Origin of the sequence: Xanthomonas arboricola pv. guizotiae (assembly GCF_002940205.1) — a bacterium.
GTDB classification, from domain to species: domain Bacteria; phylum Pseudomonadota; class Gammaproteobacteria; order Xanthomonadales; family Xanthomonadaceae; genus Xanthomonas; species Xanthomonas arboricola_C.
The window spans coordinates 51,780-67,243 of sequence record NZ_MDSK01000030.1 but is presented as its reverse complement, the minus strand read 5'-3'; the positions used below and the strand labels follow the sequence as shown (position 1 = coordinate 67,243).

10 protein-coding genes are annotated in these 15,464 nt (G+C 64.6%); 5 read left to right on the top strand and 5 right to left on the bottom strand.

Annotated elements, in window-relative coordinates; all coding sequences use genetic code 11:
• Positions 1-134: 134 nt before the first annotated feature.
• The 5 genes from mnmE to rpmH form a co-directional block, all read right to left on the bottom strand.
• Entirely contained in the window at positions 135-1,475 is a 1,341-nt protein-coding gene (mnmE, locus tag XarbCFBP7408_RS16860) for a tRNA uridine-5-carboxymethylaminomethyl(34) synthesis GTPase MnmE (protein WP_104563936.1), read from the bottom strand.
• 164 nt (positions 1,476-1,639) lie between these two features.
• Positions 1,640-4,342: a polysaccharide deacetylase family protein gene (locus XarbCFBP7408_RS16855; protein ID WP_104563935.1), complete on the bottom strand. Its 2,703-nt coding sequence runs from the start codon at positions 4,340-4,342 to the stop codon at positions 1,640-1,642.
• A 93-nt stretch (positions 4,343-4,435) separates the two neighbouring features.
• Positions 4,436-6,157, bottom strand: a complete 1,722-nt coding sequence (yidC, locus tag XarbCFBP7408_RS16850) for a membrane protein insertase YidC (RefSeq protein ID WP_104563934.1) — start codon at positions 6,155-6,157, stop codon at positions 4,436-4,438.
• Between the two features lie 15 nt (positions 6,158-6,172).
• Positions 6,173-6,619: a ribonuclease P protein component gene (rnpA, locus tag XarbCFBP7408_RS16845; RefSeq protein WP_104563933.1), complete on the bottom strand. Its 447-nt coding sequence runs from the start codon at positions 6,617-6,619 to the stop codon at positions 6,173-6,175.
• 38 nt (positions 6,620-6,657) lie between these two features.
• Positions 6,658-6,798 (bottom strand): 50S ribosomal protein L34, encoded by a 141-nt coding sequence (gene rpmH / locus XarbCFBP7408_RS16840; RefSeq protein ID WP_002805908.1) that lies wholly within the window; start codon positions 6,796-6,798, stop codon positions 6,658-6,660.
• A gap of 242 nt (positions 6,799-7,040) precedes the next feature.
• Here rpmH and dnaA point away from each other — a divergent pair, with 242 nt between their 5' ends.
• From dnaA to XarbCFBP7408_RS16810, 5 genes are all read left to right on the top strand, one after another.
• The gene (gene dnaA / locus XarbCFBP7408_RS16830; protein WP_104563932.1) at positions 7,041-8,369 is read left to right on the top strand and encodes a chromosomal replication initiator protein DnaA; all 1,329 of its coding nucleotides are present in this window, start codon (positions 7,041-7,043) and stop codon (positions 8,367-8,369) included.
• Between the two features lie 277 nt (positions 8,370-8,646).
• A complete protein-coding gene (gene dnaN, locus XarbCFBP7408_RS16825; protein WP_104563931.1) occupies positions 8,647-9,747 on the top strand; it encodes a DNA polymerase III subunit beta in 1,101 nt (366 codons plus the stop codon).
• 1,086 nt (positions 9,748-10,833) lie between these two features.
• Entirely contained in the window at positions 10,834-11,940 is a 1,107-nt protein-coding gene (gene recF, locus XarbCFBP7408_RS16820) for a DNA replication/repair protein RecF (RefSeq protein WP_104563930.1), read from the top strand.
• 114 nt (positions 11,941-12,054) lie between these two features.
• A complete protein-coding gene (gene gyrB / locus XarbCFBP7408_RS16815; RefSeq protein ID WP_104563929.1) occupies positions 12,055-14,499 on the top strand; it encodes a DNA topoisomerase (ATP-hydrolyzing) subunit B in 2,445 nt (814 codons plus the stop codon).
• Between the two features lie 67 nt (positions 14,500-14,566).
• Positions 14,567-15,403: a CPBP family intramembrane glutamic endopeptidase gene (locus XarbCFBP7408_RS16810; protein ID WP_104563928.1), complete on the top strand. Its 837-nt coding sequence runs from the start codon at positions 14,567-14,569 to the stop codon at positions 15,401-15,403.
• Positions 15,404-15,464: the final 61 nt, after the last annotated feature.

Genomic DNA, 15,464 nt, shown 5'->3' with positions numbered 1-15,464 from the left:
CATTCTTCGTCGGAAATATCGGTCGGATATGGCTTACGAGGCTTCATCCGTATACGTTAGCGTGACAAGAGCAAAGTTCATAACACGCTCTAAGGCAAGACCGGATTCATCGCTGCACGTTGTGCCATGCGGTCTCACTTGCCGATACAAAAACTCGAAAAGATCTTGCCGAGCAAATCATCGGCGCTGATCTTGCCGGTGATCTCGCCAAGCGCTTCGTGTGCCAGGCGCAGTTCTTCGGCGGCCAGTTCGAGTTGCTCGAAACCCAGTTCCAGATCGGCGGCGTCCGCATGTTGTTCGGCGCGGCGCAGGGCCTCGATGTGGCGGGTGCGGGCGGAGAATTCGCCATCGACGCTTTCCGCGCCATCGCCGAGTGCAAGGTCGCGCAGGCGGGTGTGCAACTGCTCCAGTCCCAGTCCGGTCACGGCCGAGACGGCGATCGCATCGGCATCGAGGGGTGCGGCACCGGTCAGCAGATCGCACTTGTTGTGGATCCACAGCTGACGCGGCACTGCGTCGATGGCATCGCCGATCGCATCGCGTGCAGCCTGCGGGTCGCGTGCATCCAGCACCACCAGCGCCAGATCGGCGCGCGCAAGTTCGGCGCGCGCACGGCGCATGCCTTCGCGTTCGATCGCATCGCCGCCATCGCGCAGGCCTGCGGTATCGACCAGGGTCAACTCGAATCCGTCGAGCTGGATCGCTTCGCGCAAGGTGTCGCGGGTGGTACCGGCAACATCGGTGACGATCGCCCGGTCGCTACCGGCGAGCGCGTTGAGCAACGAACTCTTGCCGGCGTTGGGCGGGCCGATCAGCACCGCGTGCAGGCCGTCGCGTAGCTTGCGTCCGCGTTCGGCATCGCGCAGCAATTGTGCAAGCAAGCTGCGCGCCTGGCTCAAGCCGTCGCGTATTTGGTTGCCGCCCAGCGTCTCCAGTGGCTCATCGGCAAAATCGATCGCCGCTTCCACATGGATACGCAGGCGGGTAAGGCCGTCGCTGAGCGCATCGACACGCTGCGAAAATACGCCGTCCAGCGATCTGCGCGCAGCACGTGCCGCGCGCAGATCGCCGGCGGCGATCAGATCGGCGATGGCTTCGGCCTGCGCCAGATCGAGTTTGCCGTTGAGAAAGGCGCGCTCGCTGAACTCGCCAGCACGTGCCTGGCGGGCACCCAATGCAATGCAACGGGCGACCAGCTGCCGCAACAGCACCGGGCTGCCATGGCCTTGCAGCTCGACGACGTCTTCGCCGGTAAAGCTATGCGGCGCGTTGAACCACAGCGCGATGCCGTCATCGATCACCACGCCCTGCGCATCGCGGAAGCGTGCGTAGTGCGCATGCCGCGGTTGCAGACGCGCAATGCCCAATTGCGCTGCGATCTGCAGCGACTGCGGCCCAGACAAGCGCACGATGCCTACGCCACCGGTTCCGGCAGCACTGGCGATGGCAACGATGGTGGAGGTGGAAGACGACATCGGCACTGCTCTGACGTGGGTTGAAAAGAAATTGTCTATGCAAACGACTGCGCGACCGCCAGCGGCGTATTAGCCGTGCGCGGGTTTTTCCGGATCACCCATCCGTGCCGACAAGATCGCGCCCTGCCGGCGGCTCCGCATAACCTCGTGGCGGCCACCTTGCGTCACAGCGATTGCAACCGTGTGCGTGCCTGCGCGGCGCCGCTGCCTTGCGGCTGCAATTCCAGGTAGATGGAATAGGCCTTGCGCGCCTTGTCGCGATCGCCGGCTTTTGCGTAGGCATCGCCGAGATTGAGATAGGCCACCGCACGCGACGGATCGATCTTCAAGGTGTTTTCCAGCCAGCGCGCAGCTTCGGCGAAGCGCCCCTGGCGGTAATACACGAAGCCCAGGTTGTTGGCCGCCAACGCGAAGTCGGGACGCAGCTTCAGCGCTTCGGCAAATTGCTCGGCTGCATCGGCGTAACGTTTTTCCTTATACAGCTGCAGGCCGCGTTCGTTGGCCAATTGCGCGCGTTGGCGGTCGCTGCTCTTCACCGCGGTGGGTAACACCAACGTGGCTTCGCCACCTTGCAGGGTTTTCACCGTGACCGGCGCTGCATTGGCGACCGTACCGATTGTAGCCGTCGCGGGACGCGCAGCATCCACGCGCCCGTTGAGTGCGATCGCATCGGCGGACAACTGCGCGGTGCCGGCGGTCAGGAACTCTTCGCCGCTCGGTACCTGGAACACGAACTCGCCGCCCTGCGAGCCGGGCAGGCTGCCGAATGCCGGGGTCTGCGCCGAGACTGCCGACACCGCCGGTGCGACATAGGCCGCCAGTTCGGTGCCGGTGATCAGGCCATCGCCATTGAGGTCGCCCTTGCCCGCCAGCGCCTGCAGCAGCACCCAGGTAAACACCGAATGCCCGTTCGGGCCGCTGTCGGCCACCTGCTGATCGGCGCCGCCGGCAGTGAGCATCTGGCGGGCGATGCGCCGCGCGTTCTCGCGCAGGTAGGCGCTGGACGTCGGCCCGCCGCGCGTCAGCCCCAGTCCGCTATAGCAGGCATCCATCACGAACAGCACATGCTTGGCCTGCAGGCTTTCGGCGATGTTCTGCAGGTCGCTCATCGCGATCGCATCGCTGGCCAGCTGCTGCGGATCCGAGTCGACCGGAATGATGTAGCCCAGGTCGCGCCCGGATGCCAGCCGGCGCGTGGCGCCATGCCCGGCGAAGAACACGAACACGCGGTCATTGGTCTGCGCGCGACCTTCGCCAAGACGGTCATGAAATGCGGCGAGGATATTGTTGCGCGTCGCCTCGCCGTTCTTGAGCACGATCACCTGCGATGACGGAAATCCCAACGGCCCGGTCAAGGCACTGGCGATCGCCTGCGCATCGTTGGCCGCATATTCCAGCTTGGGCCAGTACGCGTAATCGTCGATGCCGATCACGATCGCCCATGATTTCGCGTAGCCGGTGGTCACCGTGGCGTCGGCCACCGCGCTGGGTGCGCGCGCCACCGAAAAGTCGCGGCCATTCCAGCCGGCGAACTGGTAACCGTCGGCGATCAGACGATCAAGAATCTGCGGCAGCGCTTTGATTGCGCGGTCGTGGATGTCGTGAAACAACACGATGCCGCGCTGCTCCTTGTTCACCTGCTCCAGCACGCGTTGCACGATGGATTCCGGCACCGGGTCGGCCCAGTCCATCGAGTCGATGTTCCACATGATCGATTCCAGACCGGCTTCGCCCAGCAGCTGCAAGCCCTCTGCATTGCGTGCGCCATACGGAAACCGGAACAGCGGCGCGCGCTTGTCGTCTACCGCACGCAGCAAGGTGTCGGTATCCAGCACATGGCTGCGCAACGCATCTCCGGTGGTCTTGGACAACTGCGCATGGGTCAGGCTGTGGTTGCCCACCGCATAACCTTCTTCCATCAGCGTGTGGCTGATCTTGGATAACGGCGCGAGTGTCGGCTTGCCCTGCGCGTCCAGGCTGCCCAGGTTGCGGCCCACTTCGAAGAACACGCCCGGCACGTCGTAGCGTTTGAGGATGGCCGCGATCTCCTCGGTATAGGCCTTGTGCGGGCCATCGTCGAAGGTCAGCACCACCGTCCTGGGCGGCAGGTCGCGGCCGAAGATCTCGCTGTCGCTATCGCGCGCGGAGACCGGGTACGGCTCCACCACGCCATGATCGCGCAGGATCTTTTCGCGCGTGTACAGGCTGCGCAGATGCGCCACGTAGTCGTCCCACTTCTCGCGCTTGGGCACGATCGCGCGGCTGCGATCGAAGCGGCTGAAAATCTGCGTCAATTCCTTGTTGTAGCTGCGCTCGATCTCGTCCAGCGCTTCCAGATCCTCACCGATGCGCTGATGCAGCTTCACTGCCGGCAGTGCCGAATCGCGGCCAATGCGTGCGTGCAGGTCGCGCAACACTTCGGCAAACGCCAGGCGGTCGGCATCGTAGAGATCCGGTGCCGATTCGATCTCGTCCAGCACCGTGGCGATGGTTGCGAAGCGACGCGCTGCGTTCGACGTCAGCACCGTCTCGAATCGCGCAGCGATGCGTTCGCGCTGCTGGAGGTTTTCATGGAACAGCTGCTGCCCCACGCTGCTGGAGGTGGCGCGGTCGCGTGGCGTCTGGGCATCCGCATCGGCCAGCAACGCGATGATGCGGCGATGCCGGTCCAGTTGCTCGCGCAGCTGCGCGATCAGTGCGGGTGCGTCGTCGTTGTCGGTTTCGGCTGGCGCACCAGTGGCTGCAGGCGCAGCGGTGCTGGCAGCAGACGCTGCCTCGCCGGCGGTCTGCTTGCCGCAGCCGGCCATCGCCAGCATTCCGGCGCAAGCGGCGCACAGCAACAGGCGATACAGCGGCGATGACATCACGACGGCGTCCTTGGCGATGAAGACAACAGGGCAGACAGCAACTGCGGCGACATGCAGAAAGCCCGCCTTGCGGCGGGCTCTGTGCAACTGCGCTTACTTGGCGTTGGCCTGGATGATCTTGCTCGGCTTCTCGCCGTGCTGGCGGATCATCCACCACTGGATCAACAGACCCAGGCCGCCGTTGACCACCCAGTACAGCACCAGGCCGGCCGGCATGAAGGCCATCATGACGCCGAACACCAGCGGCATGAACTGCATCATCTTGGCCTGCATCGGGTCCATGCCCGGGGTCGGGGTCAGCTTCTGCGTGGCCCACATGATGGCGATGTTGAGCAGCGGCAGGATGAAGTACGGATCGCGCGCGGTCAGATCCTGGATCCAGCCCAGCCACGGCGCCTGGCGCAGTTCCACCGATTCCACCAGCACCCAGTACAGCGCGAAGAAGATCGGCATCTGGATCAGCAGCGGCAGGCAGCCGCCCATCGGGTTGATCTTTTCCTTCTTGAACAGCTCCATCGTCGCCTGCTGGTACTTGACGCGATCGTCGCCGTAACGCTCCTTCAGCTGCGCCAGGCGCGGCTGGAAGCGGCGCATCTTGGCACCGGACTTGTACTGCGCCGCCGACAGCGGATACAGCGCCAGGCGCAGCAGCACCACCAGGCCGATGATGGCCCAGCCCCAGTTGTGCAGGAAGCTGTGCAGATGGCTCAGCACCCAGAACAGGCCCTGGCCGATGATGGCCATGATCGAGAAGCGGCTGTAGTCGACCACGCGGTCCAAGCCCTTCACGTCTTCCTTGGCGATCAGGCTGACCAGCTTCGGACCCACCCACAGGCGCGCTTCGGTGGTCGCGGTCTGGCCCGGCGCCACGGTGAAGGCCGGGCCACGCAGTTCGGCCACGTCACGCGGGCCGTCCTGGTTCAGCACGTACAGCGAGGCCTGGTCCTTCTGAGGGATCCACGCGGTAAAGAAGTGGTGCTGCAGCAACGCCACCCAGCCACCGGTGATCTGGCGATTGAGGCCACCGTCGTCCATGTAGTCCTTGAACGCGCGACGCTCGTAGCCTTCCTGCGGGCTGTACCAGGTCGCCCCGTTGAAGCTGAAGGAATCCGGGTTGGTCATGCCGCGGCTGAGGATGGTCGGCACCCGGCTCAGCTTGCGGAACACGTAGCCGGTCCACCGCGCGCCACTCTTGTTGATCACCTCGTCCTTGATCGAGATCGCGTAGCGACCGCGCTCCAGGGTGAAGGTGCGGCGGATCGACACGCCGTTGGGGCCATTCCACACGAACGGCACCGCCAGGGTGTTCTGGCCCTTGGCCAGTTCGAATGCGGTGCCCGGCTGTTCGGCGCGGAAGCCGCCCACCCCCGGTACCGGCGAATGCTCGCTGGCCCAGCCGCTGGTGGCGTTGTACGGGTGCGCCGGGTCCTCGGTCAGCAGGCTGACCGGCGCGGTGCCGTCCTTGGTCTGCGGAAACTGCAACAGTTCGGCATCCAGCACGCTGCGGCCATCCAGCTTCAGGCGCAGCACGTCCGAGGTCAGGGTGATCACCGGCGCAGCGCCGGCAGCGGCCGGCGTCGCGGCAGTCGTGCTGGTCGCCGGTACGGCGCCCGGCACGCCTGCCTGCGGAATGGCCTGGGCCGCCGGCACATTGGCCGACGGTGCCGCAGCGTCCAGATCGCGCGCAGCCGGCACCGACTGCGTCGCCGCAACCACCGGCGCATTGGCGGCGGCCTTATCCTTGCCCCACTCCATCCACAGCAGCGCCGCGACCATCAGCCAGGCAAAAATCAGGAAAACACGGGTCTGGTTCATCGGGCAGCAACTCGCTCAGTCGGAACTGGGTTCCGGCTCTGTCGGGGAAAGGGAGGATGGGTGCAGCGTCCTGGCGGGCGGCATTGTGCCGGGCGCAGCAGGCAGGGGCAATGCGCCGGCACGGCGCAGCAGACGCAGGAAGGCGTCGCGAATCTGTGGATTGGTCGCTTTTGCGGCTGCCGAGCGCGCCACAATCACGTAGTCGCCGCCGGCAAGCTCGGGCAGCAGATGCCGCATGGCATCGCGCAATACACGTTTGATCCGGTTACGTCCCACCGCACGTGGATCGACCTTGCGCGATACCGCCATGCCCAGGCGCGGCGGCGTATCGCCGGTCCGCCAGTGCAGGCTGAGCAACGGGTCCGAGGTACGAAGTGCAGTATCGAAAACGACCGTATATTGCGCACGCGTACGAACCCGCGCAGAGCGAGGAAATCGCCTGCACGGGTTCGATGCGTTCACGTTAAGGACTGCCTCGGCCGCAGGGAGCGGCGCGGCAATCAAGCGCTCAGGCGCTTGCGGCCCTTGGCGCGGCGGCGAGCCAGGATCTTGCGGCCGTCGGCGGTTGCCATACGTGCGCGGAAGCCATGGTCGCGTGCTCGCTTGAGGTTGCTGGGTTGGAAAGTACGCTTGGTGGCCATGGGGCCCTCTGCATGATTGGAGACGAATAGAACCGGCAATTCTATAGGGTCCGCAGAGGTCGGGTCAACTCCCCGGAGACGTTAGCGGAGGTGACGACGGTCAAGCCCTGTGGATGGACCTGTGAATAAGTCTGGGAAAACCCTGCCCTCGGTGCTAGTCTGGCGCATCCTCTTTTCACTACCGGGCTGCGAGCACGGCGCTTTTCTGCGCGCCGCAGCCAGCAACAGATGATCATACTTTGATGGATGCTTGGCCCCGCTGCCTGGAACGTCTCGAAGCCGAATTCCCGCCCGAGGACGTCCACACCTGGTTGAAACCCCTGCAAGCCGAAGACCGCGGCGACAGCATCGTGCTGTATGCGCCGAATGCCTTCATCGTCGACCAGGTCCGCGAGCGCTACCTGCCGCGCATCCGCGAACTGGTGGCGTATTTCGTCGGCAACGGCGAAGTGGCGCTGGCGGTCGGCTCGCGCCCACGTGCGCCGGAACCGCAGCCGGCACCGATGGCCGCGCCCAGCGCGCCGGTCGCGGCGCCGATCGTGCCGTTCGCCGGCAATCTGGATTCGCATTACACATTCGCCAACTTCGTCGAGGGCCGCAGCAATCAGCTCGGTCTGGCCGCCGCGGTCCAGGCCGCGCAGAAGCCTGGCGACCGCGCGCACAACCCGCTGCTGCTGTACGGCAGCACCGGCCTGGGCAAGACCCACCTGATGTTTGCCGCCGGCAATGCGCTGCGCCAGGCCAATCCGGCCGCCAAGGTGATGTATCTGCGCTCGGAACAGTTCTTCAGCGCGATGATCCGGGCGTTGCAGGACAAGGCGATGGACCAGTTCAAACGCCAGTTCCAGCAGATCGATGCGCTGCTGATCGACGACATCCAGTTCTTCGCCGGCAAGGACCGCACGCAGGAAGAGTTCTTCCACACCTTCAACGCGCTGTTCGATGGCCGCCAGCAGATCATCCTGACCTGCGACCGCTACCCGCGTGAGGTCGAAGGCCTGGAGCCGCGGCTGAAGTCGCGCCTGGCCTGGGGCCTGTCGGTGGCGATCGACCCGCCCGATTTCGAAACCCGTGCGGCGATCGTGCTGGCCAAGGCGCGCGAGCGCGGCGCCGAGATTCCGGACGACGTGGCGTTTTTGATCGCCAAGAAGATGCGCTCCAACGTGCGCGACCTGGAAGGGGCGCTCAACACGCTGGTGGCACGCGCCAACTTCACCGGCCGCTCGATCACGGTGGAATTCGCCCAGGAGACGCTGCGCGACCTGTTACGCGCCCAGCAGCAGGCGATCGGCATCCCCAACATCCAGAAGACCGTGGCGGACTACTACGGCCTGCAGATGAAGGATCTGCTCTCCAAGCGGCGCACCCGCTCGCTGGCGCGTCCGCGCCAGGTGGCGATGGCGCTGGCCAAGGAGCTGACCGAACACAGCCTGCCGGAGATCGGCGACGCCTTCGCCGGCCGCGACCACACCACCGTGCTGCATGCCTGCCGGCAGATCCGCACGCTGATGGAGGCCGACGGCAAGCTGCGCGAGGACTGGGAAAAGCTGATTCGCAAGCTCAGCGAGTAAGCCGGCAACGGTCTTGACGGCCCGCTTGGAGAAAAGCGTGGAAACGTTGGGGTCAAATGCGGGAGAATCTGTGGATAACGTTGCCTCGCGGGTCGGGCGGAAAACTATCCACAGGTTTTACCGTTAGACCAGGGGTACTAGTCCAACGACTTTCAGGCGCCAATTTTTCTTTGGAAACAAACAGTTATGGTGGTTATCCGCTGAAAACGGCCCTACCATCACCACCAAGCTTTTGATTTATTCCATTATCTTTTAAAGCATAGGGGCACGGAACCACATGCGTTTTACACTGCAGCGCGAAGCCTTCCTCAAACCATTGGCTCAGGTGGTCAATGTGGTCGAACGCCGTCAAACCCTGCCGGTTCTCGCCAATCTGCTGGTGCAGGTCAAGGACGGACAGGTCTCGTTTACCGGTACCGACCTGGAAGTGGAAATGATCTCGCGCACGATGGTGGAAGACGCGCAGGACGGCGAAACCACGATCCCGGCGCGCAAGTTGTTCGACATCCTGCGTGCCCTGCCCGACGGCAGCCGCGTCACCATCTCGCAGACCGGCGACAAGGTCACGGTGCAGGCCGGGCGTAGCCGCTTCACCCTGGCCACGCTGCCGGCCAACGATTTCCCGTCGGTGGATGAAGTCGAAGCCACCGAGCGCGTTGCGGTGCCGGAAGCGGCGTTGAAGGAGCTGATCGAGCGCACTGCGTTCGCCATGGCCCAGCAGGACGTGCGCTACTACCTCAACGGCTTGCTGTTCGACCTGCGCGAAGGCTTGCTGCGCTGCGTAGCCACCGATGGCCACCGTCTGGCGCTGTGCGAGACCGAGCTGGAGAAATCCGGCGGTGCCAAGCGCCAGATCATCGTGCCGCGCAAGGGCGTAACCGAGCTGCTGCGCCTGCTGGAAGCTGCAGATCGCGAAGTGGAGCTGGAAGTCGGTCGCAGCCATATCCGCGTCAAGCGTGGCGATGTCACCTTCACCTCCAAGCTGATCGACGGCCGCTTCCCGGATTACGAGGCGGTGATTCCGATCGGCGCCGATCGCGAGGTCAAGGTGGACCGTGAAGCACTGCGCGCATCCTTGCAACGTGCGGCGATCCTGTCCAACGAGAAGTACCGCGGCGTGCGGGTGGAAGTCTCGCCGGGTCAGCTGAAGATCAGCGCGCACAATCCGGAGCAGGAAGAAGCGCAGGAAGAAATCGAGGCCGACACCAAGGTCGACGATCTGGCCATCGGCTTCAACGTCAACTACCTGCTGGACGCGCTGTCTGCACTGCGCGACGAGCACGTGGTCATCCAGCTGCGCGATGCGAACTCGTCGGCGCTGGTGCGCGAGGCCAGCAGCGAGAAGTCCCGCCACGTGGTGATGCCGCTGCGGCTCTGACGCCACGTTCCACGTGGAACACGGAGAGCCCGGCGAAAGCCGGGCTCTTCGTTTTGACGGTCGAGAGCGCTGAGTCCGCTGCGATGTGAGGCTTTGGGACGCTTGAGCGTCTTTGGGCATCCGCTTTTGCGCTGGTATCAGGTGCCGAAACGGCTTGGTGCCTTAGCTGGAGCTGCCCTGCCTTGAGGCATGATCCTTGGAGTGGCAGCGCCGCACGGTCACCAAGCCAAGGCCGGTTGGATAGACGCCACTCCCGGGTAGCCAGACTTCAACGACCGGACAGGCGCATTGGTTGGTTTGCTTGGATTGACGTGCCTGAGTTCGGAGCCGGGCGTTATCAAAAAGGGGCATGAGCCTGGTCCGCTGCTGTCGCCGGCATGGTTGCTTGGCTCATTTTTGATTGGAGGCATCCCAAAGGATCAGCGAGCTGTCTCGCCTAGGGAATGTGCCACGTGAGATCGGCGTGCTCCGCGCAAGCAGGTAACCCACCCGGGACCTGTCGAGTTACGAAGACTCTGTTGGCAGGTCCACGGAGTGCACGTGGAACAACGTACTTCTCCTCATGCCACCAACCGATATTGGCAAAGCTGGCTTTGTCGCAGCCTTAGTGAGATTCGGCAGTCATGCGCGCTGCGGTTTTGTCGTCCGGGGGAAGTTACCCTTACTGGAGTTAGCCTGAACCAGTTCATCAAAAGCCAAGTGGTCGATCCGGACCAGCACGCACAGCGATGTCTGATGTGAGCGTTCTCCCCTCGTTTTTGACTTATGCACATCGAGCTTTGCTTTTAAATCTATAAATAATTTAAGAGCTTGGTGGTGATGGTAGGCCCAGATTTGGCCAGAAACTACCCTATGTGTTTGTTTTTAAATGACTTTTAGGTCGCGAAACCCTGTGTTTAGACCCCTGCGGAGGGGGCGATACCCTGTGGATAAGCGGGAGACGTTGCTCAGCCCTGGTTTTTATCCACAGGTTGCCCCCTGTCTGTCCCGCAGGTCGCTTCACGTCTGCACGGGCAGGATCCACATCGATCACGTATCCTCCGCTCCGACCGGGATGCCGGATCACAGCGCAGAGCAGACCGATCGATGCACGTAGTGCGGTTGTCCATCCATCGACTTCGTCGTTTCGAGACCGTCGACCTCCACCCTGCCAGTTCCTTGAACCTGCTGACCGGCGATAACGGCGCGGGCAAGACCAGCGTGCTGGAAGCATTGCATCTGATGGCCTATGGCCGCAGTTTTCGTGGCCGTGTGCGCGACGGGCTGATCCAGCAAGGCGCCGGCGATCTGGAAGTCTTCGTGGAGTGGCGCGAAGGAACCGCTGCGGTGGAGGAACGCACGCGGCGGGCGGGCCTACGCCACAGCGGCCAGGAGTGGACCGGCCGGCTGGATGGCGAAGATGTTGCCCAGCTGGGCGCCTTGTGTGCCGCGCTGGCTGTCGTGACCTTCGAGCCCGGCAGCCATGTGTTGATCAGCGGCGGCGGTGAGCCGCGGCGGCGCTTCCTCGATTGGGGGCTGTTCCACGTGGAACCTGATTTTCTGACGCTTTGGCGGCGCTATGCGCGAGCGCTCAAACAGCGCAACGCCTTGCTCAAGCAGGGCGCACAGCCGCGCATGCTCGATGCCTGGGATCACGAACTCGCCGAATCCGGCGAAACGCTGACATCGCGTCGCCTTCGCTATCTGGAACGCCTGCAGGAGCGATTGATTCCGGTCGCAACCGCGATCGCCCCGTCGCTCGGGCTGTCCGCGCTGACGTTCGCACCGGGCTGGAAGCGCCATGAGGTGTCGTTGGCCGACGCGCTGCTACTGGCCCGCGAGCGTGATCGTCAGAACGGCTACACCTCGCAAGGGCCGCACCGGGCCGATTGGGCGCCAGCCTTCGATGCATTGCCGGGCAAGGATGCGCTCTCCCGCGGCCAGGCAAAGCTCACCGCCCTCGCCTGCCTGCTGGCACAGGCCGAAGACTTTGCCCACGAGCGCGGCGAATGGCCGGTGATCGCCCTGGACGACCTGGGCTCGGAGCTGGACCGCCACCACCAGGCTCGCGTGCTGCAGCGCCTGGCGTCCGCACCGGCGCAGGTACTGATCACCGCAACCGAAATGCCGCCCGGCCTGGCCGAATCCGGCAAGCTATTGCATCGGTTCCACGTGGAACACGGCGAAGTGGCCGTGTTGACACCCCCCGCGTAACCGTCGGCGGCGCAGGTGGGCCGACTGGTATAATTTCTGCGCTATCCCCCTTTTCCCACGGTGCGATGCGGCTCCTGTCGCCTGCGCCCGTGTTGTGGAGCTAACGGCACACGCATGACCGACGAACAAAACACCTCGCCCACCCCCAACGGCACCTACGACTCCAGCAAGATCACCGTGCTGCGGGGCCTGGAAGCCGTCCGCAAGCGCCCCGGCATGTACATCGGCGATGTCCATGACGGGACCGGCCTGCATCACATGGTGTTCGAGGTGGTCGACAACTCGGTCGACGAAGCCCTGGCCGGCCATGCCGACGACATCGTGGTCAGGATCCTGGTCGATGGCTCGGTGGCGGTGTCCGACAACGGCCGCGGCGTGCCGGTCGACATCCACAAGGAAGAAGGCGTCTCGGCGGCGGAGGTGATCCTCACCGTGCTGCATGCCGGCGGCAAGTTCGACGATAACAGCTACAAGGTGTCCGGCGGCCTGCACGGCGTGGGCGTGTCGGTGGTCAATGCGCTGTCCGAGCACCTGTGGCTGGACATCTGGCGCGACGGCTTCCACTACCAGCAGGAATATGCGCTGGGCGAGCCGCAGTATCCGCTCAAACAGCTGGAAGCCTCGACCAAGCGCGGCACCACGCTGCGCTTCAAGCCGTCCGTGGCCATCTTCAGCGACGTCGAGTTCCATTACGACATCCTGGCACGCCGCCTGCGCGAGCTGTCTTTCCTCAATTCGGGCGTCAAGATCACCCTGATCGACGAGCGCGGCGACGGCCGTCGCGACGATTTCCACTACGAAGGCGGCATCCGCAGCTTCGTCGAGCATCTGGCGCAGTTGAAATCGCCGCTGCACCCGAACGTGATCTCGGTGACCGGTGAGCACAATGGCATCGTGGTGGACGTGGCCCTTCAATGGACCGACGCTTACCAGGAAACCATGTACTGCTTCACCAACAACATCCCGCAGAAGGATGGCGGCACCCACCTGGCCGGTTTCCGCGCCGCGCTGACGCGTGTGCTGAGCACCTACATCGAGCAGAACGGCATCGCCAAGCAGGCCAAGGTCGCGCTCACCGGCGACGACATGCGCGAAGGCATGATCGCGGTGCTCTCGGTCAAGGTGCCCGACCCCAGCTTCTCCTCGCAGACCAAGGAAAAGCTGGTCAGCTCGGATGTGCGCCCGGCGGTGGAAAACGCCTTCGGTGCGCGCCTGCAGGAGTTCCTGCAGGAGAATCCGAACGAAGCCAAGGCCATCACCGGCAAGATCGTCGACGCCGCCCGTGCGCGCGAAGCCGCCCGCAAGGCGCGCGACCTGACCCGCCGCAAGGGCGCACTGGACATCGCCGGCCTGCCCGGCAAGCTGGCCGACTGCCAGGAAAAAGACCCGGCGCTGTCCGAACTGTTCATCGTCGAGGGTGACTCGGCAGGTGGCTCGGCCAAGCAGGGCCGCAACCGCAAGAACCAGGCGGTGCTGCCGCTGCGCGGCAAGATCCTCAACGTCGAACGCGCGCGTTTCGACCGCATGCTGGCCTCCGACCAGGTCGGCACGCTGATCACCGCGCTGGGCACCGGCATCGGCCGCGACGAGTACAACCCGGACAAGCTGCGTTACCACCGCATCATCCTGATGACCGACGCCGACGTCGACGGCTCGCACATCCGGACCCTGCTGCTGACCTTCTTCTACCGGCAGATGCCAGAGTTGATCGAGCGCGGCTACATCTACATTGGCCTGCCGCCGCTGTACAAGCTCAAGCAGGGCAAGAGCGAGCTGTATCTGAAGGACGACGCGGCGCTCAACGCCTACCTGGCCAGCAACGCAGTCGAAGGCGCGGCGCTGATCCCCGCCACCGACGAGCCGCCGATCACCGGCGAGGCGCTGGAAAAGCTGTTGATGCTGTTCACCAGCGCCAACGAGGCGATCGCGCGCAACGCACACCGCTACGACCCGGCGCTGCTCACCGCGCTGATCGACCTGCCGCCGTTGGACGTGGAAAAGCTGCAGGCCGAAGGCGAGGTGCATCCCACCCTGGATGCGCTGCAGGCGGTGCTCAACCGCGGCACCCTGGGCACGGCGCGCTACCAGCTGCGTTTCGACCCGGCCACCGATGGCGCCTCGGCGTCGCTGGTGGCGGTGCGCAGGCACATGGGCGAGGAATTCACCCAGGTGCTGCCGATGGGCGCGTTCGAAAGCGGCGAGCTGCGTCCGCTGCGCGAGGTCTCGCTGGCCCTGCACGACCTGGTGCGCGAAGGCGCGCAGATCGTGCGCGGCAACAAGACCCACCCGATCACCAGCTTCGCCCAGGCGCATGCCTGGCTGCTGGAAGAGGCCAAGCGCGGCCGCCAGGTACAGCGCTTCAAGGGCCTGGGCGAAATGAACGCCGAACAGCTGTGGGAAACCACGGTCAATCCGGACACGCGTCGTCTGTTGCAGGTCCGTATCGAAGATGCCGTGGCCGCCGATCAGATCTTCAGCACCTTGATGGGTGATGTGGTCGAGCCACGCCGCGACTTCATCGAGGACAACGCGCTGAAGGTGTCCAACCTGGACATCTGAGCCACCGTTGCCCATCGGCGCACCGCTCAGGCGTTGCGTCGACGCCTGCGGTTTTTTCAGGACGACGATGAGCGCAGATCCTTCCCCGCGGCCGGTACCGACGCTGGCCGCCGGCACCGCCCCGCTGCTGCCGCCATTGCTCGGCTTCGGCATCGATGTGCTGATCGCCACCGGCCTGCTGCTGTCGCTGAGCGTGGCCGGGTTTGCGCTCTGGGGCGTGTTCCGCGGCGTCAGTGCCGTGCAGGCCGCCAAGGCGCAGGGCCTGACGCTGTCCTCGAGCGAGATCATGGCCACCATCGGCCAACCCGGCGTGCTGGTGCAATTGCTCACCGCGCTGGTCAGCACCGCCTCGCCGGCGCTGCTGCTACATTACTGGCGCCGGCGTGCGACCGCAGACGAACACCGGGCCTCGCGCGCCGCTGCAAGGCGTGCCTCCACCTGGGGCTGGACCGCGCTGATCGCGGTTGGCGTGTTCCTGCTCAGCAATCTGGTCAGCGTCGCGGCGTCCGCGTTGGGCATCAAACCGGTGCCGACCAACCTGCCGCTGATGGAAGAAGCCATCAGGCAATGGCCGCTGGCGCTGGTGGTGTTTGCCGTGGCGATCGCCCCGGCGTACGAAGAGTTGCTGTTCCGACGCGTCTTGTTCGGCCGCCTGCTCGCCGCTGGCCGCCCCTGGCTGGGCATCGCGCTGAGCAGCGCGATCTTTGCGCTGGTGCACGAAGTGCCCGGCGTCAGCGGCAACGGACCGGCCGCCATCGCGCAGCTATGGCTGGTGTACGGCGGCATGGGCGCGGCGTTCGCATGGCTGTACTGGCGCACCGGCACGCTGTGGGCACCGATCGTGGCGCATGGCGTCAACAACGCCACCGCCCTGGCGGCGCTGTACTTTTTTGGCATCGGCTGACTGGTTTGACGAAAAGTTAAGACGAGCCTGCCAAAATGCCCCAAGGGTTCAAGGGGGATTG

Excerpts from the sequence above, each read along its gene's own strand:
- mnmE (WP_104563936.1), bottom strand. The coding sequence starts at position 1,475 with ATGTCGTCTTCCACCTCCACCATCGTTGCCATCGCCAGTGCTGCCGGA.
- yidC (WP_104563934.1), bottom strand. The coding sequence starts at position 6,157 with ATGAACCAGACCCGTGTTTTCCTGATTTTTGCCTGGCTGATGGTCGCG.
- rpmH (WP_002805908.1), bottom strand. The coding sequence starts at position 6,798 with ATGGCCACCAAGCGTACTTTCCAACCCAGCAACCTCAAGCGAGCACGC.
- dnaA (WP_104563932.1), top strand. The coding sequence starts at position 7,041 with ATGGATGCTTGGCCCCGCTGCCTGGAACGTCTCGAAGCCGAATTCCCG.
- dnaN (WP_104563931.1), top strand. The coding sequence starts at position 8,647 with ATGCGTTTTACACTGCAGCGCGAAGCCTTCCTCAAACCATTGGCTCAG.
- recF (WP_104563930.1), top strand. The coding sequence starts at position 10,834 with ATGCACGTAGTGCGGTTGTCCATCCATCGACTTCGTCGTTTCGAGACC.
- gyrB (WP_104563929.1), top strand. The coding sequence starts at position 12,055 with ATGACCGACGAACAAAACACCTCGCCCACCCCCAACGGCACCTACGAC.
- XarbCFBP7408_RS16810 (WP_104563928.1), top strand. The coding sequence starts at position 14,567 with ATGAGCGCAGATCCTTCCCCGCGGCCGGTACCGACGCTGGCCGCCGGC.